Origin of the sequence: Pseudomonas sp. NPDC090592 (genome assembly GCF_044769185.1) — a bacterium.
Taxonomy (GTDB): Bacteria; Pseudomonadota; Gammaproteobacteria; order Pseudomonadales; family Pseudomonadaceae; genus Aquipseudomonas.
Genome location: NZ_JBIVXJ010000015.1, coordinates 97,466 through 122,778, shown reverse-complemented (window position 1 = coordinate 122,778; position 25,313 = coordinate 97,466). Strand labels below are relative to the sequence as shown.

General features: G+C 61.7%; 33 protein-coding genes. 15 read left to right on the top strand and 18 right to left on the bottom strand.

The annotated features are described in order from the left end of the window. Positions 1 to 112 precede the first annotated feature (112 nt). Positions 113 to 1,063: a 23S rRNA (adenine(1618)-N(6))-methyltransferase RlmF gene (gene rlmF, locus ACIQUI_RS15780; RefSeq protein ID WP_403200123.1), complete on the top strand. Its 951-nt coding sequence runs from the start codon at positions 113 to 115 to the stop codon at positions 1,061 to 1,063. 50 nt (positions 1,064 to 1,113) lie between these two features. Here the strand turns inward: rlmF and ACIQUI_RS15775 are convergent, their stop codons facing one another. Then, complete coding sequence (locus ACIQUI_RS15775; RefSeq protein WP_229608855.1) at positions 1,114 to 1,395, bottom strand: HU family DNA-binding protein; 282 nt, start codon at positions 1,393 to 1,395, stop codon at positions 1,114 to 1,116. A gap of 370 nt (positions 1,396 to 1,765) precedes the next feature. Here ACIQUI_RS15775 and yejK point away from each other — a divergent pair, with 370 nt between their 5' ends. Continuing rightward, complete coding sequence (gene yejK / locus ACIQUI_RS15770; RefSeq protein WP_403200119.1) at positions 1,766 to 2,773, top strand: nucleoid-associated protein YejK; 1,008 nt, start codon at positions 1,766 to 1,768, stop codon at positions 2,771 to 2,773. 118 nt (positions 2,774 to 2,891) lie between these two features. On the opposite strand, the gene ACIQUI_RS15765 is transcribed toward yejK, so the two are convergent. From ACIQUI_RS15765 to ACIQUI_RS15750, 4 genes are all read right to left on the bottom strand, one after another. Then, positions 2,892 to 3,182 carry a GIY-YIG nuclease family protein gene (locus tag ACIQUI_RS15765; RefSeq protein ID WP_403200116.1) on the bottom strand — a complete coding sequence of 97 codons (291 nt, stop codon included), beginning with the start codon at positions 3,180 to 3,182 and terminating at the stop codon, positions 2,892 to 2,894. After that, a complete protein-coding gene (locus ACIQUI_RS15760) occupies positions 3,175 to 3,651 on the bottom strand; it encodes a nuclear transport factor 2 family protein (RefSeq protein WP_403200114.1) in 477 nt (158 codons plus the stop codon). The genes ACIQUI_RS15765 and ACIQUI_RS15760 overlap by 8 nt, the downstream gene beginning before the upstream one ends. A gap of 178 nt (positions 3,652 to 3,829) precedes the next feature. Then, complete coding sequence (locus tag ACIQUI_RS15755; protein WP_403200111.1) at positions 3,830 to 5,110, bottom strand: CynX/NimT family MFS transporter; 1,281 nt, start codon at positions 5,108 to 5,110, stop codon at positions 3,830 to 3,832. A 13-nt stretch (positions 5,111 to 5,123) separates the two neighbouring features. Beyond that, complete coding sequence (locus ACIQUI_RS15750; RefSeq protein WP_403200109.1) at positions 5,124 to 5,774, bottom strand: FadR/GntR family transcriptional regulator; 651 nt, start codon at positions 5,772 to 5,774, stop codon at positions 5,124 to 5,126. A 139-nt stretch (positions 5,775 to 5,913) separates the two neighbouring features. Between ACIQUI_RS15750 and ACIQUI_RS15745 the strand changes: the two genes are divergently transcribed. Then, the gene (locus ACIQUI_RS15745) at positions 5,914 to 7,098 is read left to right on the top strand and encodes an alkaline phosphatase family protein (RefSeq protein WP_403200106.1); all 1,185 of its coding nucleotides are present in this window, start codon (positions 5,914 to 5,916) and stop codon (positions 7,096 to 7,098) included. A gap of 246 nt (positions 7,099 to 7,344) precedes the next feature. Here ACIQUI_RS15745 and hisC read toward each other — a convergent pair whose 3' ends face one another. The 10 genes from hisC to ACIQUI_RS15695 all read right to left on the bottom strand — a co-directional run bounded on the left by hisC (position 7,345) and on the right by ACIQUI_RS15695 (position 15,267). Next, positions 7,345 to 8,391 (bottom strand): histidinol-phosphate transaminase, encoded by a 1,047-nt coding sequence (hisC, locus tag ACIQUI_RS15740; RefSeq protein WP_403200104.1) that lies wholly within the window; start codon positions 8,389 to 8,391, stop codon positions 7,345 to 7,347. A 2-nt stretch (positions 8,392 to 8,393) separates the two neighbouring features. Further along, entirely contained in the window at positions 8,394 to 9,719 is a 1,326-nt protein-coding gene (hisD, locus tag ACIQUI_RS15735) for a histidinol dehydrogenase (RefSeq protein ID WP_403200101.1), read from the bottom strand. Positions 9,720 to 9,844: 125 nt separating this feature from the next. Next, positions 9,845 to 10,480 (bottom strand): ATP phosphoribosyltransferase, encoded by a 636-nt coding sequence (gene hisG, locus ACIQUI_RS15730; RefSeq protein WP_403200099.1) that lies wholly within the window; start codon positions 10,478 to 10,480, stop codon positions 9,845 to 9,847. A gap of 93 nt (positions 10,481 to 10,573) precedes the next feature. Then, positions 10,574 to 11,839, bottom strand: a complete 1,266-nt coding sequence (murA, locus tag ACIQUI_RS15725; RefSeq protein WP_391124633.1) for a UDP-N-acetylglucosamine 1-carboxyvinyltransferase — start codon at positions 11,837 to 11,839, stop codon at positions 10,574 to 10,576. A gap of 23 nt (positions 11,840 to 11,862) precedes the next feature. Continuing rightward, positions 11,863 to 12,102, bottom strand: coding sequence for a BolA family protein (locus tag ACIQUI_RS15720; RefSeq protein ID WP_003255121.1), 240 nt, complete (start codon positions 12,100 to 12,102; stop codon positions 11,863 to 11,865). Positions 12,103 to 12,219: 117 nt separating this feature from the next. After that, the gene (locus ACIQUI_RS15715; RefSeq protein ID WP_403200096.1) at positions 12,220 to 12,522 is read right to left on the bottom strand and encodes a lipid asymmetry maintenance protein MlaB; all 303 of its coding nucleotides are present in this window, start codon (positions 12,520 to 12,522) and stop codon (positions 12,220 to 12,222) included. Beyond that, positions 12,519 to 13,166 (bottom strand): phospholipid-binding protein MlaC, encoded by a 648-nt coding sequence (locus ACIQUI_RS15710; protein WP_403200093.1) that lies wholly within the window; start codon positions 13,164 to 13,166, stop codon positions 12,519 to 12,521. Before ACIQUI_RS15710 ends, ACIQUI_RS15715 begins: the two co-directional genes overlap by 4 nt. Positions 13,167 to 13,175: 9 nt before the next feature. Continuing rightward, entirely contained in the window at positions 13,176 to 13,661 is a 486-nt protein-coding gene (gene mlaD / locus ACIQUI_RS15705) for an outer membrane lipid asymmetry maintenance protein MlaD (RefSeq protein WP_391124623.1), read from the bottom strand. Then, positions 13,661 to 14,458, bottom strand: coding sequence for a lipid asymmetry maintenance ABC transporter permease subunit MlaE (mlaE, locus tag ACIQUI_RS15700; RefSeq protein ID WP_403200090.1), 798 nt, complete (start codon positions 14,456 to 14,458; stop codon positions 13,661 to 13,663). Before mlaE ends, mlaD begins: the two co-directional genes overlap by 1 nt. Next, a complete protein-coding gene (locus ACIQUI_RS15695) occupies positions 14,458 to 15,267 on the bottom strand; it encodes an ATP-binding cassette domain-containing protein (RefSeq protein ID WP_012270662.1) in 810 nt (269 codons plus the stop codon). The genes mlaE and ACIQUI_RS15695 overlap by 1 nt, the downstream gene beginning before the upstream one ends. A gap of 248 nt (positions 15,268 to 15,515) precedes the next feature. Between ACIQUI_RS15695 and ACIQUI_RS15690 the strand changes: the two genes are divergently transcribed. From ACIQUI_RS15690 to ACIQUI_RS15635, 12 genes are all read left to right on the top strand, one after another. Beyond that, positions 15,516 to 16,490 (top strand): SIS domain-containing protein, encoded by a 975-nt coding sequence (locus tag ACIQUI_RS15690; RefSeq protein WP_403200087.1) that lies wholly within the window; start codon positions 15,516 to 15,518, stop codon positions 16,488 to 16,490. An 11-nt stretch (positions 16,491 to 16,501) separates the two neighbouring features. Next, positions 16,502 to 17,026, top strand: coding sequence for a KdsC family phosphatase (locus ACIQUI_RS15685; RefSeq protein WP_403200084.1), 525 nt, complete (start codon positions 16,502 to 16,504; stop codon positions 17,024 to 17,026). A gap of 8 nt (positions 17,027 to 17,034) precedes the next feature. After that, positions 17,035 to 17,607, top strand: a complete 573-nt coding sequence (lptC, locus tag ACIQUI_RS15680; RefSeq protein WP_403200082.1) for an LPS export ABC transporter periplasmic protein LptC — start codon at positions 17,035 to 17,037, stop codon at positions 17,605 to 17,607. After that, entirely contained in the window at positions 17,594 to 18,118 is a 525-nt protein-coding gene (lptA, locus tag ACIQUI_RS15675; protein WP_346644881.1) for a lipopolysaccharide transport periplasmic protein LptA, read from the top strand. Before lptC ends, lptA begins: the two co-directional genes overlap by 14 nt. Beyond that, positions 18,119 to 18,844: an LPS export ABC transporter ATP-binding protein gene (lptB, locus tag ACIQUI_RS15670; protein WP_012270657.1), complete on the top strand. Its 726-nt coding sequence runs from the start codon at positions 18,119 to 18,121 to the stop codon at positions 18,842 to 18,844. It abuts the gene before it with no gap. 176 nt (positions 18,845 to 19,020) lie between these two features. Further along, positions 19,021 to 20,514 (top strand): RNA polymerase factor sigma-54, encoded by a 1,494-nt coding sequence (locus ACIQUI_RS15665; RefSeq protein WP_403200079.1) that lies wholly within the window; start codon positions 19,021 to 19,023, stop codon positions 20,512 to 20,514. Positions 20,515 to 20,593: 79 nt separating this feature from the next. Then, positions 20,594 to 20,902 (top strand): ribosome hibernation-promoting factor, HPF/YfiA family, encoded by a 309-nt coding sequence (gene hpf / locus ACIQUI_RS15660; protein WP_403200076.1) that lies wholly within the window; start codon positions 20,594 to 20,596, stop codon positions 20,900 to 20,902. A gap of 12 nt (positions 20,903 to 20,914) precedes the next feature. Continuing rightward, entirely contained in the window at positions 20,915 to 21,379 is a 465-nt protein-coding gene (gene ptsN / locus ACIQUI_RS15655; RefSeq protein ID WP_403200073.1) for a PTS IIA-like nitrogen regulatory protein PtsN, read from the top strand. 2 nt (positions 21,380 to 21,381) lie between these two features. After that, complete coding sequence (gene rapZ / locus ACIQUI_RS15650) at positions 21,382 to 22,236, top strand: RNase adapter RapZ (RefSeq protein WP_403200071.1); 855 nt, start codon at positions 21,382 to 21,384, stop codon at positions 22,234 to 22,236. A 19-nt stretch (positions 22,237 to 22,255) separates the two neighbouring features. Further along, complete coding sequence (locus tag ACIQUI_RS15645; RefSeq protein ID WP_105946930.1) at positions 22,256 to 22,528, top strand: HPr family phosphocarrier protein; 273 nt, start codon at positions 22,256 to 22,258, stop codon at positions 22,526 to 22,528. A gap of 92 nt (positions 22,529 to 22,620) precedes the next feature. Further along, the gene (locus ACIQUI_RS15640; RefSeq protein WP_403200068.1) at positions 22,621 to 22,992 is read left to right on the top strand and encodes a type II toxin-antitoxin system RelE/ParE family toxin; all 372 of its coding nucleotides are present in this window, start codon (positions 22,621 to 22,623) and stop codon (positions 22,990 to 22,992) included. Beyond that, positions 22,985 to 23,305 (top strand): helix-turn-helix domain-containing protein, encoded by a 321-nt coding sequence (locus ACIQUI_RS15635; RefSeq protein WP_403200066.1) that lies wholly within the window; start codon positions 22,985 to 22,987, stop codon positions 23,303 to 23,305. The genes ACIQUI_RS15640 and ACIQUI_RS15635 overlap by 8 nt, the downstream gene beginning before the upstream one ends. A 26-nt stretch (positions 23,306 to 23,331) precedes the next feature. On the opposite strand, the gene ACIQUI_RS15630 is transcribed toward ACIQUI_RS15635, so the two are convergent. From ACIQUI_RS15630 to ACIQUI_RS15620, 3 genes are read right to left on the bottom strand one after another with little or no spacing between them, the layout of a single operon-like run. Continuing rightward, entirely contained in the window at positions 23,332 to 24,225 is an 894-nt protein-coding gene (locus tag ACIQUI_RS15630) for a ZIP family metal transporter (protein WP_403200063.1), read from the bottom strand. Positions 24,226 to 24,236: 11 nt separating this feature from the next. Beyond that, positions 24,237 to 24,848 carry a superoxide dismutase gene (locus tag ACIQUI_RS15625; protein ID WP_403200061.1) on the bottom strand — a complete coding sequence of 204 codons (612 nt, stop codon included), beginning with the start codon at positions 24,846 to 24,848 and terminating at the stop codon, positions 24,237 to 24,239. A 1-nt stretch (position 24,849) separates the two neighbouring features. Beyond that, positions 24,850 to 25,311 (bottom strand): hypothetical protein, encoded by a 462-nt coding sequence (locus ACIQUI_RS15620; RefSeq protein ID WP_403200060.1) that lies wholly within the window; start codon positions 25,309 to 25,311, stop codon positions 24,850 to 24,852. Positions 25,312 to 25,313 lie beyond the last annotated feature (2 nt).

Genomic DNA, 25,313 nt, shown 5'->3' with positions numbered 1-25,313 from the left:
AGTGAAGCCATAGCGGGCTGCTTCGCAGCCCATCGCCGGCAAGCCAGCTCCCACAGGAAAGCGTCATACCTGTGGGAGCTGGCTTGCCGGCGATGCTTTTCAGGACCCAATCATGACCGAAAAACCCACCCTGCACCCGCGCAACCGCCACCAAGGCCGCTACGACTTCCCCAGCCTGATCAAGGCCCACCCTGACCTGGCCCGTTTCACCATCACCAACCCCCACGGCAAACCCAGCATCGACTTCGCCAACCCCGAAGCCGTGCGCGTATTCAACCGTGCCCTGCTCAAGGCCCAGTACGGCATCCAGCACTGGGACATCCCCGCCGACTACCTGTGCCCGCCCATTCCCGGGCGCGCCGACTACATCCACGTGGCCGCCGACCTGCTAGCAACAGACAATGCCGGCGAAGTGCCCAAGGGCGCACAGGTGCGGGTGCTGGACATCGGCGTGGGCGCCAACTGCATCTACCCGCTGCTGGGTCACAGCGACTACCGCTGGCGCTTCCTGGGCTCGGATATCGACCCGCTAGCCCTGGCATCGGCCAAGGCCATTGTCCAGGCCAACAACCTGGGCAAGGCCATCAGCCTGCGCCAGCAGGCCAACCGTGCGCACATCCTCAGCGGGCTGCTGCAGGAAAACGAACGCTTCGACCTGACCCTGTGCAACCCGCCCTTCCATGCCTCACGGGACGAAGCAACCCGTGGCAGCCAGCGCAAATGGAAGAATCTTGGCAAGCAGGACCCCAAGCGCAAGTTGCCGGTGCTGAACTTTGGTGGCCAGAACAATGAATTGTGGTGCGAGGGCGGCGAAATCCGCTTTGTCACCCAACTGGTAGGCGAAAGCGTGCAATACGCCGAACAGGTGTTGTGGTTTACCAGCTTGGTGTCCAAGGCCAGCAACCTGCCGGGGATCGAAGCGGCGCTGAAGAAGGCCGGTGCCAAGGCCGTGCGCATTGTCGAAATGGGCCAAGGGCAGAAGCAGAGCCGCATGGTCGCCTGGAGCTTCCACGACGACGCCGCACGCCAGGCCTGGCACGCCCAGCGTAAATCACAGGCATGAAAAAACCGCGCCCGGGCAAGCCGGGCGCGGTTTCGTCAAAGCGTCAACAATTACTTGTTGACGGCGTCGGTCAGCACTTTGGCTGGAACGAACTTGACGACTTTCTTGGCAGCGATTTCGATGGCAGCGCCAGTCGAAGGGTTGCGGCCGGTACGGGCAGGACGCTCGGAGACTTTCAGCTTGCCGATGCCTGGCAGAGTGATTTCAGCGCCGTTTTCCAGCTGGTCGGCAACGATCTGGCCCAGTTGCTCCAGAGCGTTCTTGGCGGTGGCTTTTGGCGCGGCGATCGATTCGGCGATGTCGGCAATCAGTTGGTCTTTGGTCAATGCCATGGTGATGTTCCTTCCCTATCAAATTCGATGGTTATGCAGCGAACTACGACGTTATCGGGCCAGCCCCTGAAAGTGGAGGGCCGCGCCAATCGCGTATGTAGATACGTAAATCGGCGTTTGGTTCGACACGACGACAGCACGCTGCCAGCAATGCGCCACACGCGGGGCACAAGACCGCGCAAAGCTACCACAGGAATGCATAAATATCCGCTGCGCACTTCGATTTAATGCAGGTTTTTCGGGGGTTTTAGCCTAAAACGCAGAAAACTGAACAAAAAACGAACAACCGACATATCCGCCAACATACGGCCACTGCATCACCTTGTGTCTAGGGTAAACTTGACGACTTTTGCAGCTCGCCGAGAATCCCATGCCAATCCGTCATTGCATCGTTCACCTGATCGACAAAAAGCCCGATGGCAGCCCCGCTGTACTGCACGCCCGCGACGCGGAGCTGGCCGCTTCCGACGCCATCGAAAACCTGCTGGCAGACCTGAATGACAGTTACAACGCCAAGCAAGGCAAGGCCTGGGGGTTTTTCCACGGTGAGTCTGGTGCCTACCCGCTGAGTGGCTGGTTGAAGCAGTACCTGGACGAGGAAAAGGACTTTACCGCCTTCAGCCGCATGGCGGTGGAGCACCTGCAAAAGCTGATGGAAGAGTCCAACCTGTCCACCGGCGGCCACACCCTGTTTGCCCACTACCAGCAAGGCATGACCGAATACCTGGCGATTGCCCTGCTGCACCACAGCGAAGGCGTGGCGGTGAACGCCGAGCTCGATGTGACGCCTTCGCGCCACCTCGACCTCGGCCAGTTGCACCTGGCGGCGCGCATCAACCTGTCGGAGTGGAAGAACAACCAGAACTCCAAGCAGTACATCTCCTTCATCAAAGGCAAGAACGGCAAGAAGGTTTCGGACTATTTCCGTGACTTCATCGGCTGCCAGGAAGGTGTCGACGGCCCAGGCGAAACCCGCACCCTGCTCAAGGCCTTCAGTGACTTCGTCGAGAGCGAAGACCTGCCGGAAGAGTCCGCCCGCGAAAAGACCCAGACCCTGGTCGACTATGCCACCAGCCAGACCAAGATGGGTGAGCCTGTGACCCTGGAAGAGCTGTCCAGCCTGATCGACGAGGACCGGCCCAAGGCGTTCTACGACCACATTCGCAACAAGGACTACGGCCTGTCGCCGGAAATTCCCGCAGACAAGCGCACCCTCAACCAGTTCCGCCGCTTCACCGGGCGTGCCGAGGGGCTGTCGATCAGCTTCGAGGCGCACTTGCTGGGCGACAAGGTGGAGTATGACGAGGTGGCGGGCACCCTGATCATCAAGGGGCTGCCGACAACGCTGGTGGATCAGCTGAAGCGGCGCAAGGACTGATGGCCAGGGGGGGGCGCTTCGCGCCCCTTTCGCGACACAAGGCCGCTCCTACAGGTATCGCGATCTCCTGTAGGAGCGACCTTGTGTCGCGATGGGCCGCAAGGCGGCCCCGGCAATCTCAAGCCGAGCCGATCAGGTAAGACGCCACCAACGCTTCTTTCGCCGACTTGCGCAGCCGTTTTACCAAGCGTTCCTGGCGCAACGCTTCGCCCTTGTCCGGCCATTGTTCTACATAAACCAGCGCCTGGGCCGGGCTGGTCTTGAAATAGCGCGCACCCTGCCCCTTCTGGTGGGCGGCAAAGCGCCGTTGCGGGTCATCGCTGATGCCGCAATACAACGAACCATTGGCCGCCCTTACCAGGTACACATACCACGGTTTGCCAACGACAGATTCGACAGCTTCACTCACCTTGGGCCTGCTGGAATGCGCGCAAACCCTTGAATGCCTGCAGCCGTACCTTGTTCTGCACCAGTGGCGACCAGCCGAGCAGCACGCCTGGCGCACCCAACGCCTGCCGCGACCAGCGCCACAGGTCGAAGGTGTCGTCGTGCTGGCAGATCAGCCCATCGCGAATGACAAAGCGCGCCTGGATGTCGTTGACCACAACACGGCCGGTCTGGCTGAACAGGTAAGTCGCCACCCAGTGCGCGCCGCCGCCACGCTCATCGGCGCGGACGCTGTCGAAGGTCAGAGTAAAGTTTTTGGCGCGAGAAGTGAGCATGCGCCACATGTCGCCCGCATCCCTGCCGCGCAGGGTGCCGAAAACCGGGTCACTGAAAACGATATCGTCGCTGTAGCAGGCGATCATCGCCTCGGCGTCCAGGCGCTGGAAGGCCTGGTAAAAGCGCGTGATCAGATCGCGGTTGGCGTCGCTCATGGGGGCTGGTCCGTCCTGGGTCGAAAGCAGCACGATAATCTGCCCCGAATGTATATGCCAGTACCGGCCTCTTCGCGGGCACGCCCGCTCCCACAGGGAACGCACAAACTGTGAATGTGTGGTGATCCCTGTGGGAGCGGGCGTGCCCGCGAAGAGGCCGGTACTGCAAATACATGCCTCAGACTTTTTCGCTGGTCACCTGCACATGCAACGCCCGTCCGGCACCTAACCCGAACACGATGGCACCCACCCCCAGCACGGCAAAAATCCACCCCAGCGCAGCCCAGCCACCGGTCATGTCATGTACCAGCCCCACCGCAAACGGCCCCATCGACGCCAGGGTATAGCCCACGCCCTGAGCCATGCTCGACAGGTTTGCCGCCACATGGGAGTCTTTCGAGCGCAACACGATCAAGGTCAGCGCCAGGGCAAAGGTGCCACCCTGCCCCAGGCCCAAGACCACTGCCCAGCCCCACAGCCCCGAAATCGGTGCATACAGGCAACCGAACAGGCCTGCCAGGGTAATCAGCATGACCAGCACAATCGCCAGCCGCTGGTCCTTGCCGCGGGTGGCCAGCCAGGGTGCACTGAGCGAGCTGACCAACTGCACGATCACCGACCCCGACAACACCAGCCCCGCCTCGGTCGGGCTCAGGCCGCGGCCGATCAGGATCGATGGCAACCAACCGAACACGATGTAAGCCAGCGATGACTGCAAGCCCATGTACAGGGTTACCTGCCAGGCCAGCGGGTCACGCCAAAGGCCACGCACGCGGTAGGCCACCTTGTGCAGGCCATGCCCCTGCCGGGCTTGCGGCAGCCACACCAGCATGGCCAGCAGGGCCGGCAGCATCCAGAAGCCCAGCCCCAACGCCCAACTGCCCTCAAAATGTTGGGTCAACGGTACGGTGGCACCCGCAGCCATGGCCGCGCCCAGGCACAAGGCCATCGTGTACACACCGGTCAACGTCCCTGCGTGCTTCGGGAAGTCGCGCTTGACGATACCCGGCAACAGCACGCCGATAATGCCGATGCTGGCCCCGGCCACCAGGCTGCCGAGAAACACCCCGATTACCCCCAGGCTACTGCGCACCACAATGCCCAGCGCCAGCGTGACGAGAATACCCAGGATTACCCGTTCGCTGCCGAAGCGTCGCGCCAGCAAGGGTGCCAGCGGGGCGAACAGGCCCAGGCACAACACTGGCAACGTGGTCAGCAGGCCGGCTTGCGAGGCACTCAGCCCCAGGCCCTCGGACACCTGCCCCAGCACCGGCGCCATGCTCGACAGCGCAGGGCGCAGGTTCAATGCAACCAGCACCAGGCCAAGCAGCAACAGCCAGGGCCGGCGCAAAACCACAGGCTGTTGCTGAACCTGTTCGTCGTCAGCTTCGGCGTCGATCAGCAGTTCATCGAGGTCCCGCTCGTTCGGCGGAGTTCTACGGGTGATGGATTCAGCCATGGCCTTCTCGGGGTCAGGATTCAATGAGGGTACGGCTCAGGCACTTGGCCCGCTCCGCATCACGTTGCTCGATGGCGTCGAGGATCTGCCCATGCAGATCGAACGTGGCCTGGCAACGGGGCACGGTTGCCATGTTGTGCTGCAGGGCGGCAGCCACCACACCGGAAAAGTACCGGTACAGCTCGCTTAATGCCGGGTTGTGCGCAGCATCGACCAGCCGCTGGTGAAAGACCAGGTCACACGCTACATAGGCATCGACATCGCCGTGAAAGTGCCCGGCACTGCCGGCCAATGCATCACGCAGCGCTTGCAGGTCGGTCTCCGTGCGGCGCAACGCGGCCAAGCCGATGGCCTCGGCCTCGAGGATGTGCCGGGTTTCCCGGGCCTGCTCGGGGGTGCAGCGGGACATCGCCTGTACCGCCTGCAATGGGTCCTGAGCCGTGCGCAGGTAGCTGCCGTCGCCCTGGCGTATTTCCACCAGGCCGCTGAAAGCCAGTACACGCATGGCCTCGCGCACGGTGTTGCGGCTGATGCCCAGTTGCAGGGCCAGCTCTGGCTCGGTGGGTAAACGCTGGCCGACTTGCCAGTCACCCAGCACGATGCGCTCGCGCATACGCTCCACCGCCAGTTCGACCAGGGAACGCTTGGTCAACTCGGTACTCATGCTACTCAACCAATCATCCGATGAATTCGCACAGCTTACTGGATGCCGGACATCCCCGCAAACCACCTGGTATTTCTGCCAGTTGTGAACAAAACCCTTTGTTGCAACGCTCGTGGCGTACTTTCAAGGACGTACCTACATGCGACTGGTGAGCCTGCTGTTACTGCTATTTCTGACCATGCTGCCGGGTTGCGACCCAGCCCGGAGCCCGAGCCGGCCCAAAGCCTTGTTTATCGGGCTCGACGGTGTGCAATTGCAGCAATACCTGCAGCTGGGTGACGCCACCAACCTGAAACAACGGCTGTACTACGGCAAGGCCTACGCTGGGGGGATCAATGGTAAAGCCAGCGAGCAACCCACCTTGAGCGGTCCCGGTTGGGCCACCTTGCTGACCGGCGTGTGGAGCAACAAGCATGGCGTTGACACGGACGCCGACTCGCAACGCCTGAACCCGGCGTTTCCGAGCCTGTTCAAGCGGCTACGCTCGGCCTTGCCCAATGCCTACCTCTCCAGCATCGTCAACTGGCCCCTCATCAACACCGCCTTGCTACTGGAGGACGCGCATGGCGCCGATGTACGCGAAAGTGGCTTATCGGATGAACAGGTGATCGAACGAACCTTGAAGGTTCTGGACAACACGCCCGCTGACTTCACGTTCATTCAACTGGGCGAACCTGACGAGGTTGGCCATGACAAGGGGTTCGGCGACAGCTATCAGCAAGCATTGCGCCATGCCGACAGCCAGATCGGGCGATTGCTGGACAAGGTAGAGCAGCGACATCGCCTGTTCCCGAACGAAGACTGGCTGGTAATTGTCAGCACCGACCACGGCCGAGACTATTGGGGCAAAGGCCATGGCAGCGTTTCCGAGCAGGAGAAGAGCATCTTCATCGCCAGCAACAAGCCGCTGAATCAGGAGCTGACCGACCTGAGCACTCCTGTGGAAATGCCAGGGCCAAACAACCTGTACGGGCTACCCGCACAAACATCGGTAGCGCCCACGTTGCTACGCCACATGGGCCTCAAGCTACAACCAGAATGGCTATTGGACGGCACCCCTTTACTGGGCGATACCGGCGTGCGCAAGGCACGGGCCGATGAGAATAAAGGGCGGCTGCGCTGGAACAGCAATGCCAACGGCTACCTGACGATTATCAAGAATGGGCACGTGGTTGCCCAGGTTGCGGCCAGAGACGGCAAATGGACTGATCCGGAGGGCATGGGGCAGCAAAATGACTATGTGCTGGTGCTTGATGGTACGCCGGCAGCGGTGCGTAACCGGCCGGCGGCCAAGGCATTTGTCATTGAAGAACGCAGCTATTAAGGCCGGAAACAGCAACTGCTGCGCTCATTTCTCGTAGGCTGACACTCCACCTGTGGGGGTAACTGTCTTGTTCAAGATCTGAAAGCTTGCGCAATCCCTGTGGGAGCGGGCGCGCCCGCGAACACCGGCAAAGCCGGTGCCATCCACCGCGTAGCCTGTTTCGCGGGCATGCCCGCTCCCACAGCGACTGCGCTGGCTTCGAGTTAACGCGGTATCTGTGGGAGCGGGACTGTTTCCAGGATACCTTCAGTTCAACGCATCCAGCAGCGCCTGATTCATCTCTGGGGTGCCGATGGTGATACGCAGGAACTGAGCGATACGCGCCTGCTTGAAGTGGCGCACGATCACCCCCTGCTCGCGCAGGCGGGCCGCCAGCTCTGCGGCATCCTGCTGCGGGTGGCGGGCGAAGATGAAGTTGGCCGCCGACGGCAGTACCTCAAAGCCCTTGGTCTCCAGCTGCCCGACCAACACTTCGCGGCTCTCGATCACCTTGCGGCAGGTTTGCTCGAAGTACTCGCGGTCTTCGAACGCCACCGCCGCGCCAACGATCGCCGCACGGTCCAGCGGGTAGGAGTTGAAGCTGTTCTTGATCCGTTCCAGTGCCTCGATCAGGTCCGGGTGCCCTACCGCCAGGCCAACCCGCAAGCCAGCCAGCGAGCGCGACTTCGACAGGGTCTGGGTAACCAGTAAATTGTCGTAGCGGTCCACCAGGCTGATGGCTGTTTCGCCACCAAAGTCGATGTAGGCCTCATCGACCACCACCACCGAGTCACGGTTGGCCTGCAGCAACTGCTCCACCGCCTGCAGCGGCATCAGGCAGCCCGTTGGCGCGTTGGGGTTGGGGAAGATGATGCCGGCATTGGGCTTGTTGTAGTCCTCAATGCGGATCTGGAACTGCTCGTCCAGCGCCACCTGTTCGAAGGGGATACCGTACAGGCCGCAGTACACCGGGTAGAAGCTGTAGCTCACATCCGGGAACAGCAGCGGACCACCGTGCTGGAACAGGCCGTGGAAGATGTGCGCCAGCACTTCGTCCGAGCCATTGCCTACAAACACTTGCGCCGCCGTCACACCGTAATAGTCGGCAACCGCCTGCTTCAGCCGGTCGCCGTTGGGGTCCGGGTACAGGCGCAGGTTGTCGTTCAGCTCGCCGCGCATGGCCTCCAGCGCCTTGGGCGACGGCCCATAAGGGTTTTCGTTGGTGTTGAGCTTGACCAGGCGGGCCAGCTTGGGCTGCTCGCCCGGCACGTAAGGCACCAGGTCCTTGACGAAAGGGCTCCAGAATCGACTCATGCTCAGTTCCCCTTCTCTTGGGTCAGGATACGGTATTCAGCGCTACGGGCGTGGGCAGTCAGCGACTCGCCACGGGCCAGGACCGATGCGGTGTGGCCCAACTCGGAGGCACCCTGCTCGGAGCAGAAAATGATCGACGAACGTTTCTGGAAGTCATACACCCCCAGCGGCGACGAGAAACGCGCAGTACCGGAGGTCGGCAACACGTGATTGGGGCCTGCGCAGTAATCGCCAAGCGCTTCACTGGTGTGGCGGCCCATGAAGATCGCCCCGGCGTGGCGGATGTGCGGCAGCCAGGCTTGCGGGTCGGCCACCGACAACTCCAGGTGCTCGGGTGCGATACGGTTGGCCACGTCCATGGCCTGTTGCATGTCACGCACCTGAATCAGCGCCCCACGGCCGTTGATCGACTTCTCGATGATCTCGGCGCGCTCCATGGTTGGCAGCAGCTTGTCGATGCTGGCGGCAACACGGTCAAGGAATGCCGCATCCGGGCTGACCAGGATGGCCTGGGCGTCTTCGTCGTGCTCGGCCTGGGAGAACAGGTCCATGGCGATCCAGTCCGGGTCGGTCTGGCCGTCGCACACCACAAGGATTTCCGACGGGCCGGCGATCATGTCGATACCGACCTGGCCGAACACGTGGCGCTTGGCGGTGGCGACGTAGATGTTGCCTGGGCCGACGATCTTGTCCACCTGCGGCACGCTTTCAGTACCGTAGGCCAGTGCAGCAACGGCCTGTGCTCCGCCGACGGTGAACACGCGGTCGACACCGGCAATGCAGGCGGCAGCCAGCACCAGCTCGTTGACCTCACCACGCGGGGTCGGTACTACCATCACCACTTCAGTCACGCCGGCAACCTTGGCCGGGATGGCGTTCATCAGGACCGAAGACGGGTACGATGCCTTGCCGCCCGGCACATACAGCCCGGCACGGTCCAGCGGGGTAACTTTCTGACCCAATACGGTGCCATCGGCTTCAGTGTACTGCCAGGAGTCCTGCTTCTGCCGCTCGTGGTAAATACGCACACGGTTGGCGGCTTTTTCCAGGGCTTCGCGCTGGGTCGGAGTGATACGGGTCAGCGCCAGCTCCAGGCGCTCGCGATTGAGGATCAGGTCATCAATCGACTTGGCATCGACACCATCGAAACGCTGGGTGAATTCCACCAGCGCCGCATCACCGCGCTCGCGCACGGCCTTGATGATGTCGAGCACGCGCTGGTTGACCGCGTCATCGGACACACTTTCCCAGCTCAGCAGATGATCCAGATGTCGGGCGAAATCCGGATCAGCAGCGTTGAGACGGGCAATTGCAGTGGACACGGTCATGGCGGGGCCTCGATTATTAGCGAATGCTCAGGCGCCCTAGGCTACCAGTCCATCCGCGCGGGCACCCGAGAAAAGTGGCTATGACGCGGATAGACGGGCGCGACAGCGAAGGTCGCGCACAGGAATCAACCGCGGTGTCGAGATTCGACCGCTTGACGCAGCGTGTCGATCAGGCTCTGGATACGGGCGTGCTGCATTTTCATGGAGGCCTTGTTGACCACCAGGCGCGAGCTGATCGTGGCGATCAGTTCCTGGGGCTCCAGGCCGTTGGCACGCAGGGTATTGCCGGTGTCGACCACGTCGATGATCTTGTCGGCGAGGTTGATCAGCGGTGCCAGCTCCATCGAGCCGTACAGCTTGATGATGTCGACCTGGCGGCCCTGCTCGGCGTAGTAGCGCTTGGCTACGTTGACGAACTTGGTGGCCACGCGCAGGCGGCCCTTGGGCTCGGCTGCGCCAACCGCACCCGCGGTCATCAGCTTGCACTGGGCGATCTGCAGGTCCAGAGGCTCGTACAGGCCCTGGCCGCCGTACTCCATCAGCACGTCCTTGCCGGCCACACCCAGGTCGGCGGCACCATGCTCGACATAGGTCGGCACGTCGGTGGCACGCACGATCAGCAGGCGCACGTCGTCCTGCGTGGTAGGGATGATCAGCTTGCGGCTCTTGTCCGGGTTCTCGGTCGGCACGATGCCGGCCTCTGCCAGCAATGGCAGGGTATCGTCGAGAATACGGCCTTTGGAAAGCGCGATGGTCAACATTGGAACGTCGGTCCTTAAGCGGCTACTGCCGGCCGGGCCTCTAGCGCCCGACCGCATTCAATTCGAATGGCACGTCCGTGTGCCAGCGGGCGATTAGCCCGGTACGCGGCGGATTTTTGCGCCGAGCATCTGCAGTTTTTCTTCGATGCACTCGTAACCACGGTCGATGTGGTAGATGCGATCGATCAGGGTATCGCCTTCGGCCACCAGCGCCGACAGCACCAGGCTGGCGGAAGCACGCAGGTCGGTGGCCATGACCGGGGCGCCTTTCAGCGCCTTGACGCCAGTGACGATGGCGGTGTTGCCTTCGACCTGGATCTGCGCGCCCATGCGGTGCATTTCGTAAACGTGCATGAAGCGGTTTTCGAAGATGGTCTCGATCACCGCGCCAGTGCCTTCGGCAATGGCGTTGAGCGAGATGAACTGCGCCTGCATGTCGGTCGGGAACGCCGGGTACGGGGCGGTACGCAGGTTGACGGCTTTCGGCCGCTTGCCGTGCATGTCCAGCTCGATCCAGTCTTCACCGGTGTTGATGTCGGCGCCGGACTCCTTGAGTTTTTCCAGTACCGCTTCAAGGATGGTCGGGTCGGTGTCCTTGACCTTGACGCGGCCACCGGTCACGGCAGCAGCGACCAGGTAAGTACCGGTCTCGATGCGGTCCGGCATCACGCGGTACGTGGCCGAGTGCAGGCGCTCGACGCCATCGATGGTGATGGTGTCGGTGCCAGCGCCTTCAACCTTGCCGCCCATGGCGTTGATGAAGTTGGCCAGGTCGACCACCTCCGGCTCGCGCGCGGCGTTCTGCAGCACGCTGCGGCCTTTGGCCAGGGCAGCGGCCATCATGATGTTCTCGGTACCGGTCACGCTGACGGTGTCGAAGAAGAAGTGCGCACCGCGCAGCCCACCCTCAGGCGCCTTGGCCTTGATGTAGCCGCCTTCCACTTCGATCTTCGCACCCATGGCCTCGAGGCCACGGATGTGCAGGTCGACCGGGCGCGAACCAATGGCGCAACCGCCAGGCAGGGCCACTTCGGCCTCACCGAAACGGGCGACCATCGGCCCCAGCACCAGGATCGAGGCGCGCATGGTCTTGACCAGCTCGTAGGGCGCGACCAGGGTCTTGATGGTACGTGGGTCGATTTCCACCGCCAGCTTTTCGTCGATCACAGGCTCGATGCCCATGCGGCCGAACAGCTCGATCATGGTAGTGATGTCGTGCAGGTGCGGCAGGTTGCCCACGGTGACCGGGCCGTCAGCCAGCAGGGTCGCCGCCAGAATCGGCAGGGCTGCGTTCTTCGCGCCCGAAATGCGGATCTCGCCGTCAAGGCGAGCGCCGCCAGTAATAATCAGTTTGTCCATTGGAGTCTCGCCGCCAAGTTGGCTCAGGTGCGCTCAGCCCAGGCTGCGCTGCTGAAAAATTTCATGGTTACCGCATGGATGCTGCCATTGGCGATCCAGGGATTCAGGTGAGCATAGATCGCCTGCTGGCGTTTGACCGGGCTCAAGCCAGCCAACTCGTCGCTGATCACGTTCAACTGGAAGTTGCAGCCTTCGCCTTCAACTTCAACCCGGGAACCGGGCAATTTTTCTTCAAGGAAGCTTTTAACTTCTACGGCCTGCATGCTCAACCTCAATCGGCGCCCGATGCGCACGGGTCGGCCATCATACAAAAAAGCCCCTCGCCTGCGAAGCCCAACGAGGGCTTCGCTGACCGAGGGGCCATCATCCGTGCCTGGCCATCATGGAGCCAGCACTTCGTCAAGGTCATAGACCCCGGCAATTTCCCGCATGTCGTCGGGCATGCTGCGCACCTGGCAGCCTTTACCGGCGGCCTGGGCATCGCGCATGAATGCCAGCAGCAGCGACAGGCCGACACTGGTGGAATGTTGCACCGCCGAGCAATCGAGCACCAGCTGCGCCTCGCGGCAGGCCACAATCAGCGCCTTGCCCTGCTTGCGCAGGACCGGCCCGCTGCGGTAATCCAGCACGCCAGCCAGGCGCAGTACGCCCGGCTCGGCCATGCTTACAGCGGCCTCACTCATTTGACGGTCTTCTCCGGGGAGTTGTCGGCAGCCTGCTTGGCCTTGGCCACTTCACCGGCCCAGCCGGCGATGGTCTTGTCCAGGTCGTTGCCATTGCGCTGCATGGCATCGGCGAACTGGTCACGGAACAGCTTGCCAATGTTGATGCCGTTGACGATGACGTTACGCACCTTCCACCCGCCGCCCAGGTTTTCCAGGGTGTACTGGACCGGGTATACGGCACCATTGTTGCCGGTGACCTTCATGCCTACGGTAGCGCGCTTGCCGTCATCGGCCTTGGCCGGGTCAACGACGATACCCTGGTTGTTGTACTCCAGCAGGGCATTACCGTAGAACTGGAACAGGCTGCGCTTGAAGTTTTCCTGGAAGCGCTGCATCTGCTCGGGCGTGGCCTTGCGCGAGTACTTGACGGTCATGATGCTTTTGGAAATACCGTCGGCATCGACCACCGGCCCGAGGATGCGGTCCAGGGTGTCGTAGAACGCTTGCGGGTTGGCCTTGTACTGCTCCTTGTTGGCCTTGAGCTCACCGAGCAGCTCGGTGGTGGTGCTCTGTACCACATCATGCGGCGTCTGCGCAGCCATGGTCAGCAGGGGGAAGGCTGCCAGCAGAACCAGCAGGCCGCGTCGCAGAATGGAAATCATGGAAACTCCTTAATTAGCCGGTTGCGCTTCTTTCGGTTCCTTGCCAACAGTGTTGAGCAGGAACTTGCCAATCAGATCTTCCAGCACCAGTGCCGACTGGGTGTCGTGGATGGTCGCACCGTCCTTGAGCACTTCGTCTTCACCGCCCACGCTGATGCCGATGTACTTCTCGCCAAGCAGACCGGCGGTCAGGATCGAGGCAGTGGAGTCGGTCGGCAGGTTGTCCACCGACTTGTCCAGTTGCAGGGTCACCCGACCGGTGTAGGAATCACGGTCCAGATCGATGGCGGTAACCTTGCCGATGGTCACACCGGCCATGGTCACTTTAGCTCTGACCGTCAAACCGGCAATATTGTCGAAGTAGGCATAAACTTTATAGGTATCGCTGCTCGGGCTGGCCGACAGCCCGCTGACACGCAGGGCCAGCAGCAGCAGCGCCAGGATCCCGGCCAGCAGGAACAGGCCGACACCGATTTCCAGGGTGCGGTTTTGCATCAGAAATCTCCAAACATCAAGGCGGTCAGAATAAAGTCCAGACCCAGCACTGCCAACGAGGCATAGACCACGGTCTTGGTGGTGGCACGGCTGATCCCTTCTGAGGTGGGCTCACAGTCGTACCCCTGGAATACGGCAATCCAGGTCGTGACGAAGGCGAACACAACGCTCTTGAGCAGCCCGTTGAGCACGTCGTCGGTAAAGGAAACACTGTTCTGCATGTTGGCCCAGAACGAGCCCTCGTACACCCCCAGCCAGTCCACGGCCACCCACGAGCCACCCCAGATACCGACCACGCTGAAGATCAGCGCCAGCAGCGGCAGCGAGATGAAACCGGCCCACAGGCGCGGCGCGACGATGTACTTGAGCGGGTCGACGCCGATCATTTCCAGGCTCGACAGCTGCTCGGTAGACTTCATGTTGCCGATTTCGGCGGTCAGCGCCGAACCGGCACGGCCGGCGAACAGCAACGCCGTCACCACCGGGCCAAGTTCACGCAGCAGGGTCAGGGCGACCATCTGCCCCACCGCCTGCTCCGAACCGTACTTGGTCAGGATGCTGTAGCCCTGCAGCGCCAGCACCATGCCGATGAACACGCCGGACACGACGACGATTGCCAGCGACAGCACGCCCACCGAGTACAGCTGCTTGGTCAGCAACTGGAAGCCGCCCCCGATGCCGCCGCGGCCGACCAGTGCATGGAACAGGAACAGGCACGAGCGCCCGAGCACCGCCAGCACGTCGATTGCCGAACGACCCAGCAGGCGGACACGTTCGAGTAAGGATCTTTTGCGCATCAACGCGCCCCCAGCAGGTCGGCGCGGTAATCAGGCGCGGGAAAGTGGAAGGGAACCGGGCCATCCGGGTCACCCTTCATGAACTGGCGAATCCGTGGGTTGTCCGAGCCCATCAGCTCATCGGGCGTGCCCTGGCCCAGCACCTGGCCATCCCCCACCACGTAGATGTAGTCGGCAATGCTGGCGGTTTCGGCCAGGTCGTGGGAGACGACGATGCTGGTGATGCCCAGGGCATCGTTGAGCAGGCGGATCAGGCGCACCAGTACGCCCATGGCGATCGGGTCCTGGCCGACGAACGGTTCGTCATACATGAGGATCTGCGGGTCCAGGGCGATTGCCCGGGCCAGCGCCACACGGCGTTTCATGCCGCCAGACAGCTCGTCGGGCATCAGGTCGATGGCTCCGCGCAAGCCCACGGCCTGCAGTTTCATCAGCACGATGTCACGGATCATTTCGTCCGACAGCTGGGTATGCACGCGCAGCGGGAACGCGACGTTCTCGAACACATCAAGGTCGGTGAACAGCGCGCCGCTCTGGAACAGCACACCCATCTGCTTGCGGGCGTCGAACAGATCGCTGCGCGACAGCGTCGGCAGGTTCTGCCCGGCAACCCATACCTCACCACTCGAGGGGCGCAGTTGCGCGCCCATCAGGCGGAGCAACGTGGTCTTGCCGCAACCCGATGGCCCCATGATGCCGGTGACCTTGCCGCGCGGGATGCGAATGTCGACGTTGCTGAAAATGCTGCGCGAACCGCGTTTGAAGGTAACCCCCTTCAACTCGACCGCGTAGGCGCTATCCACACTCATCTAGACTCCTTGCTAGTGCAGCCTCGTCCTAGTGGACGCCGGCCTCCGCAAGGAAGGCACACGCACCCCTGGCAGGCCGAATAGCGGCGAACTATAGCACCGCTGACGGCAGCGCCCCAAGGCCATGCAAGCAGTCGTTCAGCCCCGGGACAGGCTTTGCTGACTTTCGCCACAGCAATCGAAAGCGTGAGGGTTTTCGTCATTGCGCGTATAATCGCGGCCTTTTCATCAGGCATTGCTTTTTCGACATGAGCCAATCCAGCGAGCTGATCCAATCCGCCCAACGCACCCTGCGCCTGGAACTTGAGGCCGTAGAGGCCCTGCTGGCACGCATCGACGACAATTTCGTCAAGGCCTGCGAACTGATCCAGGCCTGCACGGGCCGGGTTGTCGTGGTCGGCATGGGCAAATCCGGGCACATCGGCAACAAGATCGCCGCCACCCTGGCCAGCACCGGCACACCAGCCTTTTTCGTGCACCCGGCCGAAGCCAGCCATGGCGACATGGGCATGATCACCCGCGATGATGTCATCCTTGCCCTGTCGAATTCCGGCAGCACTGCCGAGATCGTCACCCTGTTGCCACTGATCAAGCGCCTGGGCATCAAGCTGATCAGCCTGACCGGCAACCCGGACTCGCCCCTGGCCCAGGCCGCCGAGGTCAACCTCGACGCCCGTGTCGAGCAAGAGGCCTGCCCGCTGAACCTGGCGCCCACCTCCTCTACCACGGCATCGCTGGTGCTGGGTGACTGCCTGGCGATCGCCCTGCTCGAGGCCCGCGGCTTCACCGCCGAGGACTTTGCCTTCTCGCACCCGGGCGGCGCCCTGGGCCGACGCCTGCTGCTGAAGGTCGAAAACGTGATGCACAGCGGCGAAGAGCTGCCCCAGGTGCCGCGCGGCACCCTGCTGAAAGACGCACTGCTGGAAATGTCCCGAAAAGGTTTGGGCATGACCGTGATCGTCGAGGCTGACGGCAAGCTGGCCGGGATCTTCACCGACGGCGACCTGCGCCGCAGCCTGGACCGCAACATCGACGTGCACACCACCCTGATCGACCAGGTCATGACCGTGCATGGCAAGACGGCGCGAGCCGAAATGCTTGCCGCCGAGGCCCTGAAGATCATGGAAGACCACAAGATCGGCGCCCTGGTGGTGGTGGACCGCGAGGACCGCCCTACCGGTGCCCTGAACATGCACGACCTGCTGCGCGCCGGTGTAATGTAAGGAGCGATGGAATGAATCAGGACCTCATGCAACGCGCCAAGCGCATCAAGCTGGCAGTGTTCGACGTGGATGGCGTGCTCACCGACGGCCGCCTGTACTTCCTTGAAGACGGCAGCGAATTCAAGACCTTCAACACCCTCGACGGCCAGGGCATCAAGATGCTCATGAACGCGGGCGTGACCACTGCCATCATCAGCGGGCGCAAGACCCCGGTGGTCGAACGCCGGGCAAAGAACCTCGGTATCCCGCACCTGTTCCAGGGCCGTGAGGACAAATTGGTCGTGCTTGACGGCCTGCTCGCCGAACTGGGCCTAAGCTATGATCAAGTGGCCTACCTGGGCGACGACCTGCCGGACCTGCCGGTGATTCGCCGGGTGGCACTGGGAATGGCCGTGGCCAACGCCGCGCCGTTCGTACGCCAGCACGCCCATGGCGTGACCCAGGCACGCGGCGGCGAAGGTGCGGCCCGTGAATTCTGCGAACTGATCATGCAGGCCCAGGGCACCCTGGACGCTGCCAACGCCAATTACCTGTAAGGCTGCCCATGTTCAGCAAGAAAGCCCGCAATGTTGCGCTGCTCGCAGTGATCGCTGCCCTGCTGGTGGCGATCGGCTACTGGAATGTCAGCCCGGAAAGCTTCCTCGACAAGCCGGTGGCCCAGGTCGACGAAAGCGCCATCGACTACTATGCGATCAACGCCCACAGCGTGCAGTTTCTGCCCGACGGCAAACTGCAGTACGAAATGACTGCCGACAAGGTCGAACACCTCAAGGCCAGTGAAATCACCCTGCTGACCACGCCGGACCTGCACATGTACCGGGGCACCGAATACCCGTGGCACGTGCAAAGCACCCGCGCCGAGGTCAATCCGGACGGTACCGAAGTCGAGCTGATCGACAAGGTACGGGTTGCCCGCACTGACGAAAAGCAGCGCGAAACCATCATTACCAGCTCACGCATGACTGTGTTCCCGCAGAAGCAATATGCGCAGACCGAGCAAGCCGTTAGAATCGACGGCGCCGGTGGCACTACTACGGGCAAAGGAATGAAAGCGTATTTGAAAGAAGGCAAGATGGACTTGCTCTCTAACGTAAGAGGACAGTATGAGGCTCGTTAAAACCCTCCCCCTTCTGCTCAGCCTGAGCGCAGCACTGGGAAGCGCGAGCGCCCTCGCCCTGCCGAATGACCGTGACCAGCCAATCCGAATCCAGGCGGACAATGCCCACCTGGATGACAAGCAAGGCGTGGCTACCTATACCGGCGACGTGATCATCACCCAGGGTTCGATGATGATCAAAGGCAACACCGTGACCATCACCCGTTCCGCCGCCGGCGATATCGACGTGGTGACCTCGGTGGGCAACCTGGCCTACTTCGAGCAGCAACAGAGCGCAGCCAAGCCGGACAAGATGAAAGGCTGGGGCGTGACTATCCAGTATCAGGCGCAGAAAGACCTGGTGATCCTCACCGACCGTGCCAAGGTCGAGAACGAGGGCAACACCACCGAAGGCGAGAAAATCGTCTACAACACCCAGACCCAGGTGGCAACTGCCGGTCGCGGTGGCAACGTGACCTCACCGCGTCAGCGTATCGACATGGTGATCCAGCCCAAGAAGAAGGCCGAGTAAATGGCAACCCTCAAAGCCCAGCACCTGGCCAAGAGCTACAAGGGGCGTCAGGTGGTACGTGACGTCAGCCTGTCGATCGACAGCGGCCAGATCGTCGGCTTGCTCGGCCCCAACGGTGCCGGCAAGACCACCTGCTTCTACATGATTGTCGGGCTGGTGCAGGCCGAGCAGGGCCGCGTGCTCATCGACAACCTCGATGTCAGCCACCAGCCCATGCACGGCCGCGCCCGCGCCGGCATCGGCTACCTGCCGCAGGAAGCTTCGATCTTCCGCAAGCTGTCGGTGGCCGACAACATCATGGCCATCCTCGAGACCCGCAAGGACCTCGACCGCGAAGGCCGGCGCAAAGAGCTGGAAAGCCTGCTGCAGGAATTCCACATCAGCCACATCCGCGATAACCTCGGCATGAGCCTCTCCGGTGGTGAACGCCGCCGCGTAGAGATTGCCCGCGCCCTGGCGACCGCGCCCAAGTTCATCCTGCTGGACGAACCATTTGCCGGTGTCGACCCGATCTCGGTCGGCGACATCAAGCAGATCATCCACCATCTCAAGGCCAAGGGCATCGGTGTACTCATCACCGACCACAACGTGCGTGAGACCCTGGATATTTGCGAAACCGCCTATATCGTCAATGATGGCCGCCTGATCGCTGAAGGCGATGCCGAGACCATCCTGGCCAACGACCTGGTGAAAGAGGTTTACCTGGGCCACGAGTTCCGGCTCTGACCCCGGCACATGCCTGGAGTACTGGCAGATCGCCCTGAAACCGGGGCTAAAGTTGTTACAGTGCTCTAGGCAAACGCTACAATTTAAGGCATAAAACTTGCTTGATCTGGCGCCCTGGCGCCCTCGTGTAGTGGATGGCGCATGCGCGCCGGCGAACAAGGTATTAAGCCCCAGCCATGAAACCATCGCTCGTCCTAAAAATGGGCCAGCAACTGACGATGACACCGCAGTTGCAACAGGCCATCCGCCTGCTCCAGCTTTCTACCCTGGACCTCCAACAGGAAATCCAGGAAGCGCTGGAGTCGAACCCGATGCTCGAACGTCAGGAAGACGGCGAGGACTTCGACAACAGCGACCCGATGGCGGACAACGCCGAGAACAAACCGGCCGCCGAAGTCCAGGACAACAGCTTCCAGGAGAGCACTGTCAGTGCCGACAACCTGGAAGACGGTGAGTGGAGCGAGCGCATCCCCAACGAGCTTCCGGTCGACACCGCCTGGGAAGACATCTACCAGACCAGCGCCAGCAGCCTGCCGAGCAACGATGACGACGAGTGGGACTTCACCACCCGCACATCGGCCGGCGAGAGCCTGCAAAGCCACCTGCTGTGGCAGCTGAACCTGGCGCCGATGTCCGACACCGACCGCCTGATCGCCGTTACCCTGATCGACAGCATCAACGGCCAGGGCTACCTGGAAGACACCCTCGAGGAAATCTGCGCCGGTTTCGACCCGGAGCTGGATATCGAGCTGGACGAGGTCGAAGCGGTGCTGCACCGCATCCAGCAGTTCGAGCCAGCCGGCGTCGGCGCCCGCAACCTGGGCGAATGCCTGCTGCTGCAACTGCGCCAATTGCCCGCCAATACCCCGTGGATGACCGAAGCCAAGCGCCTGGTCACTGATTTCATCGACCTGCTCGGCAGCCGTGACTACAGCCAGCTGATGCGCCGCATGAAAATCAAGGAAGACGAGCTGCGCCAGGTGATCGAGCTGGTGCAAAGCCTGAACCCGCGCCCCGGTTCGCAAATCGAGTCCAGCGAGCCTGAATACGTGGTACCTGACGTCATCGTGCGCAAAGACAGCGAGCGCTGGCTGGTGGAGCTGAACCAGGAAGCCGTCCCGCGCCTGCGCGTCAACCCGCAGTACGCCGGCTTCGTCCGCCGTGCCGATACCAGCGCCGACAACACCTTCATGCGCAACCAGTTGCAGGAAGCGCGCTGGTTCATCAAGAGCCTGCAAAGCCGCAACGAAACCCTGATGAAGGTTGCCACGCAGATCGTCGAGCACCAGCGCGGCTTCCTCGACCACGGTGACGAAGCGATGAAGCCCTTGGTGCTGCACGACATCGCCGAAGCGGTAGGCATGCACGAGTCGACCATTTCGCGGGTGACCACGCAGAAATACATGCACACACCGCGTGGCATCTACGAGCTGAAATACTTTTTCTCCAGCCACGTCAGCACCTCCGAAGGCGGAGAATGCTCGTCCACAGCGATCCGCGCGATCATCAAGAAACTGGTTGCCGCGGAAAATCAGAAAAAGCCATTGAGTGACAGCAAGATCGCTGGTTTACTGGAGGCACAAGGCATCCAGGTAGCCCGTCGCACCGTCGCCAAGTACCGCGAGTCCCTCGGCATCGCACCGTCGAGCGAGCGCAAGCGACTGATGTAGCGCCTGAGATGTGCCACAGCGTTTGTGGGGCAGGTGCAAGACCTGCCTCTTTATGCACGGGCAACAAAGGAGAAGCTGTATGCAAGTCAACATCAGTGGACACCATGTAGAAGTCACCCAGCCACTGCGCGATTACGTGCTCGAGAAGCTCACTCGCGTGGAGGGCCACTTTGACAAGATCACCAACGCGCAGGTCATCCTGAAAGTCGAGAAGCTGCAGCAGAAGGTCGAGGCGACCCTGCAGATTCCGGGCGGCGAGGTGGTTGCCAATGCCGAACACGAAGACATGTATGCAGCGATCGACGCCATGGCCGACAAGCTCGACCGCCAACTGAAAAAACACAAGGAAAAACAGCAAAGCCTGCTGCAAGGTGCAGCTGCCCGCTGATCCCCCTCATCCATGATCCGACTTGAAACCATCCTGACCCCCGGCCGTTCCCTTGTGAACGTGCCGGGCGGCAGCAAGAAGCGCGCCCTGGAAAAGGTCGCCACCGTCATCGCCGAACAAGTGCCAGAACTGGAGATGCAAGACGTCTTCGAAAAGCTGGTCGCCCGGGAAAAACTCGGCTCGACCGGTTTCGGCAATGGCATCGCCATCCCGCACTGCCGGCTTGAAGGTTGCACCTCCCCGGTCAGCGCCCTGCTGCACCTTGAAGCCCCAATCGATTACGACGCCATCGATGGCGCACCCGTGGACCTGCTGTTCGTCCTGTTGGTGCCCGAAGCTGCCACCGATGCACACCTGGAACTGCTGCGCCAGATTGCCAGCATGCTCGATCGCAAAGAGGTTCGTGATCGCCTGCGTGCCGCCAGCAGTGACGAGGCCCTGTACCAGGTTGTCCTGGACGTACAGAACGAGCACTGAACATGCGCCTGATCATTGTCAGCGGCCGGTCCGGCTCCGGCAAGAGCACCGCCCTCGATGTCCTGGAAGACAACGGTTTCTACTGCATTGACAACCTTCCCGCCGGGCTGCTGCCGCAGTTGGCGGAAGAAGCACTGATCAACACCGAACTGCTGCAACCGAAGGTTGCCGTGTCGATTGACGCACGCAACCTGCCTAGCCACCTGACGCGCTTCCCCGAATTGCTCGAAGAAGCCCGTGCGCGCAACATCCAGTGCGATGTGTTGTTCCTGGATGCCGACGAAGACATGCTGCTCAAGCGCTTCTCGGAAACCCGCCGACGGCATCCACTGACCAATGCCAATCGCTCGCTGGCCGAAGCGATCCGCGTCGAAAACGAACTTCTGGGCCCGATCGCCGACCTGGCCGACCTGAAGATCGACACCACCAGCCTCAACCTTTATCAGTTGCGTGATTCGATCAAGCTGCGCCTGCTCAACCAACCCGAGCCTGGCACCGCGTTCCTGGTCGAGTCGTTCGGCTTCAAGCGCGGCATGCCGGTCGATGCCGACCTGGTGTTCGATGTGCGCTGCCTGCCCAACCCCTACTGGAAGCCCGAGCTGCGCGAGCACTCTGGCCTCGACCAACCGGTTGTCGAGTACCTGGCCGCACAGCCGGATGTCGAAGACATGTACAACGACATTTCCAGCTACCTGCTCAAATGGTTGCCCCGCTTCGCTGCCAGCAACCGAGCCTACGTCACCATTGCCATTGGCTGCACCGGCGGCCACCACCGTTCGGTGTACATCACCGAACGCCTTGGTCAACAGCTGCAGCAATCCCTGAAAAACGTCCAGGTCCGCCACCGCGACCTCTAGCCCAAGGATCCGCCCCACGATGCCCGCCCGCGAAATCACCATCATCAACAAGTTGGGTCTGCATGCCCGGGCGGCAGCCAAGTTCGTCGGCGTCGCCGGCCGCTTCCCCTGTGCAGTCAGGGTGGGCCGTGCGCCGGACAAGCTGGTGGATGGCAAGAGCATCATGGCAGTGATGATGCTGGCGGCAGGCAAAGGTACCCAGGTGCACCTGCTCACCGAAGGCGAGCAAGACAACGACGCCATGGATGCGCTGGTCGAGCTGATCAACAACTTTTTCGACGAAGGCGAGTAAGCCCCTCCCCTGCAACATCCACTCCCAATTCTCAGGATGCAATAAAGCGTCGTTGCCTTTATACCTATACAGGTATAGATTGAGGCGATGCCATGGAAGCATTCAAACGAATCAGGACGCTGTACTGGGTGGGCAGCAGCAAGAAAGATCTTCAAGCATTACCGGTTGATGTTCAGGACATCTTCGGTTTTGCATTACATCAGGCCCAGGAAGGTGGCAAGCACCTGCAAGCCAAGAGCCTCAAAGGGTTTGCAGGCGCGGGAGTGTTGGAAGTGGTAGAGGATTGCAACCGTAGCACCTACCGGGCGGTGTACACCGTAAGCTTCAGCTCGGCAGTTTATGTGCTGCACTGCTTCCAGAAAAAGTCCACCTCTGGCATCAAGACTTCCGGTCACGATATCGCCTTGATCAGGTCACGCCTGAAGCTGGCGCAGGCGCACTCAAGAGGAGAAACAAATGACTGAGATCGAAGCTGGCAGTGGCAACGTCTATGCCGACCTCACCACTGCCGACGCCAATGAAATGCTGGTAAAAGCTCAGCTTGCCAGCAAGATCTGCAGCATCATCAAGGCTCGTCATCTCACCCAGGTTCAAGCCGCTGCAGTGCTTGGGTTACCCCAACCCAAGGTTTCCGAGATGATGCGAGGCAAGTTTCGCGGTATTAGCGAAACCAAGATGATCGATTGCCTGGCGCGACTCGGCCGTGATGTACAAATCGTTGTCAAGGCTGCCCCTCCGGCTCGAAGCGAAGGACGTGTGGAAGTCATCTTTACCTGAAGCGCGACCACACGTGCCAGGTTTGCTCAGGACATCGCCGTATCCATCACCATCATCAGGCAGAAGCCGATACACAGCCCCAGGCTGGCCAGGCGATGATGGCCGTTGCTGCGCGATTCCGGGATGATCTCCTGGGTTACCACCAGCAGCATCGCCCCCGCCGCGCAGGCCAGGCCCAGCGGCAGCAGCAGTTCGGCGATGTTCACCAACCAGGCGCAGATCACTGCCGCTACCGGCTCGACCAAACCTGAAGCAGCACCGATCAGGAAGGCTTTGAAGCGCGCCATACCCGCCCCGGCCAGCACCAGCGCAATCACCAGACCCTCAGGCACGTCCTGCAATGCAATGCCCATGGCCAGGCTGTCGGCGTCAGGCATGCCACCACCGGCCGACACACCGATTGCCATGCCTTCAGGGATGTTGTGCGCAATGATGGCAATCACAAACAGCCAGATACGCGCAGCTATCACCGGCTGGTTGTCGCTGCCTACCAGCGCCTCGGGTGAGGCACCAGACACCTTGAGATCAACCAGAAACAGGCACAGCGCACCGAACATCAGGCCAAAGCTGATCAGGCCACCCGCGCCCCAAGGGCTGAAACCGATGGACTGAGCCGCGTTCAACCCCGGAATGATCAGGGAAAACGCGGTGGCTGCCAACATCACCCCGGCACCGAAGCCAAGCAGCGTATCGGCCAACGCCACCGGCATGTTGCGAATGACCAGTACCGGTACCGCGCCCAACGCCGTCCCCAGTGCGCACAATGCGCCGCCTTCCAGCGCACGCAGCATGCGTGGCTCCAAGTCCAGCCAGGCAAGGCCGCGCGCCACCAGCAGCGCAGTGCCAGCCAGCAACAGCAAGGTCCCAAGCGCCAGGCGGAACAGGCGCACACTGCTGACAGACATTACCTCTGAGCGCATACCGGTCTGACTCACTTCAGGGCTTCGAGGTAACGACGTTCCACTTCCGCCCAGTCAATGACGTTGTAGAAGGCACCGATGTATTCCGGACGACGGTTCTGGTATTTCAGGTAGTAGGCATGCTCCCACACGTCCAGGCCCAGGACTGGCGTGTTGCCGTGCATCAGCGGGCTGTCCTGGTTGCCGCTGCTCTCCACCACCAGGGTTTTCTGCGGCGTTACGCTGAGCCAGGCCCAACCGCTGCCGAAACGGGTCAGCGCGGCCTTGGTGAAAGCCTCCTTGAAGGCTTCGAAACCACCCAGTTGCGACGCGATAGCCTGTGCCAGCTGGCCCTGTGGCTCACCGCCCCCCTGTGGCGACATCACGGTCCAGAACAGACTGTGGTTGGCGTGGCCGCCGCCATGGTTGGTCACCGCGCCACGCAGGTTCTCCGGCAGTTGCTTGACTGCACCGACCAGTTTTTCGACTGGCCACTCAGCCCATTCGGTGCCTTCGACGGCGGCATTGAGACCGTTGACGTAGGTCTGGTGATGCTTGGTGTGGTGAATTTCCATGGTCTGCGCGTCGATGTGCGGTTCCAGCGCATCGTAGGCGTAAGGCAAAGCAGGCAAGGTATGCGGCATGTCAGTGAATTCCGTAGGCAGGGGTTCTGGGCGCCACATCCGTCTGGGCAGCGAGTTCGCTGGCCCCGGCGTTGTGGCGGTTGAGCAGGCGCTCGGTACGGGGGTACTGGCCGTACTCGGCGATGAAACTCAGCAGTTCGGTGTAGGTACGCCCACTGTGGCGCAAGGCTGCGTCACGCAGCGCCTGGGGCAAGCGCGCCTCCTGGCTGGCCTGTAACAGCCGCTGATGAGCGGAGCACAAGTAGTCGGCGCTCTCATGCGGCTGGTTCAAGCGCAGGTGCAGGTCGGCCAGGTTGTGGTGGGCGATGACGAAAGCAGCCACCGCTTCGTCGACGTCATGCCAGCGCTCGAAAAGCACCTGCGCCAGCGCCAGGGCTTGCAGATAGTGTTCCCGGGCGTCAACCAACTCGCCTTGTTCGAACAGGCGGTTGGCGGTTTCCGTGGTGCGTTTCCAGTGCTGCATGG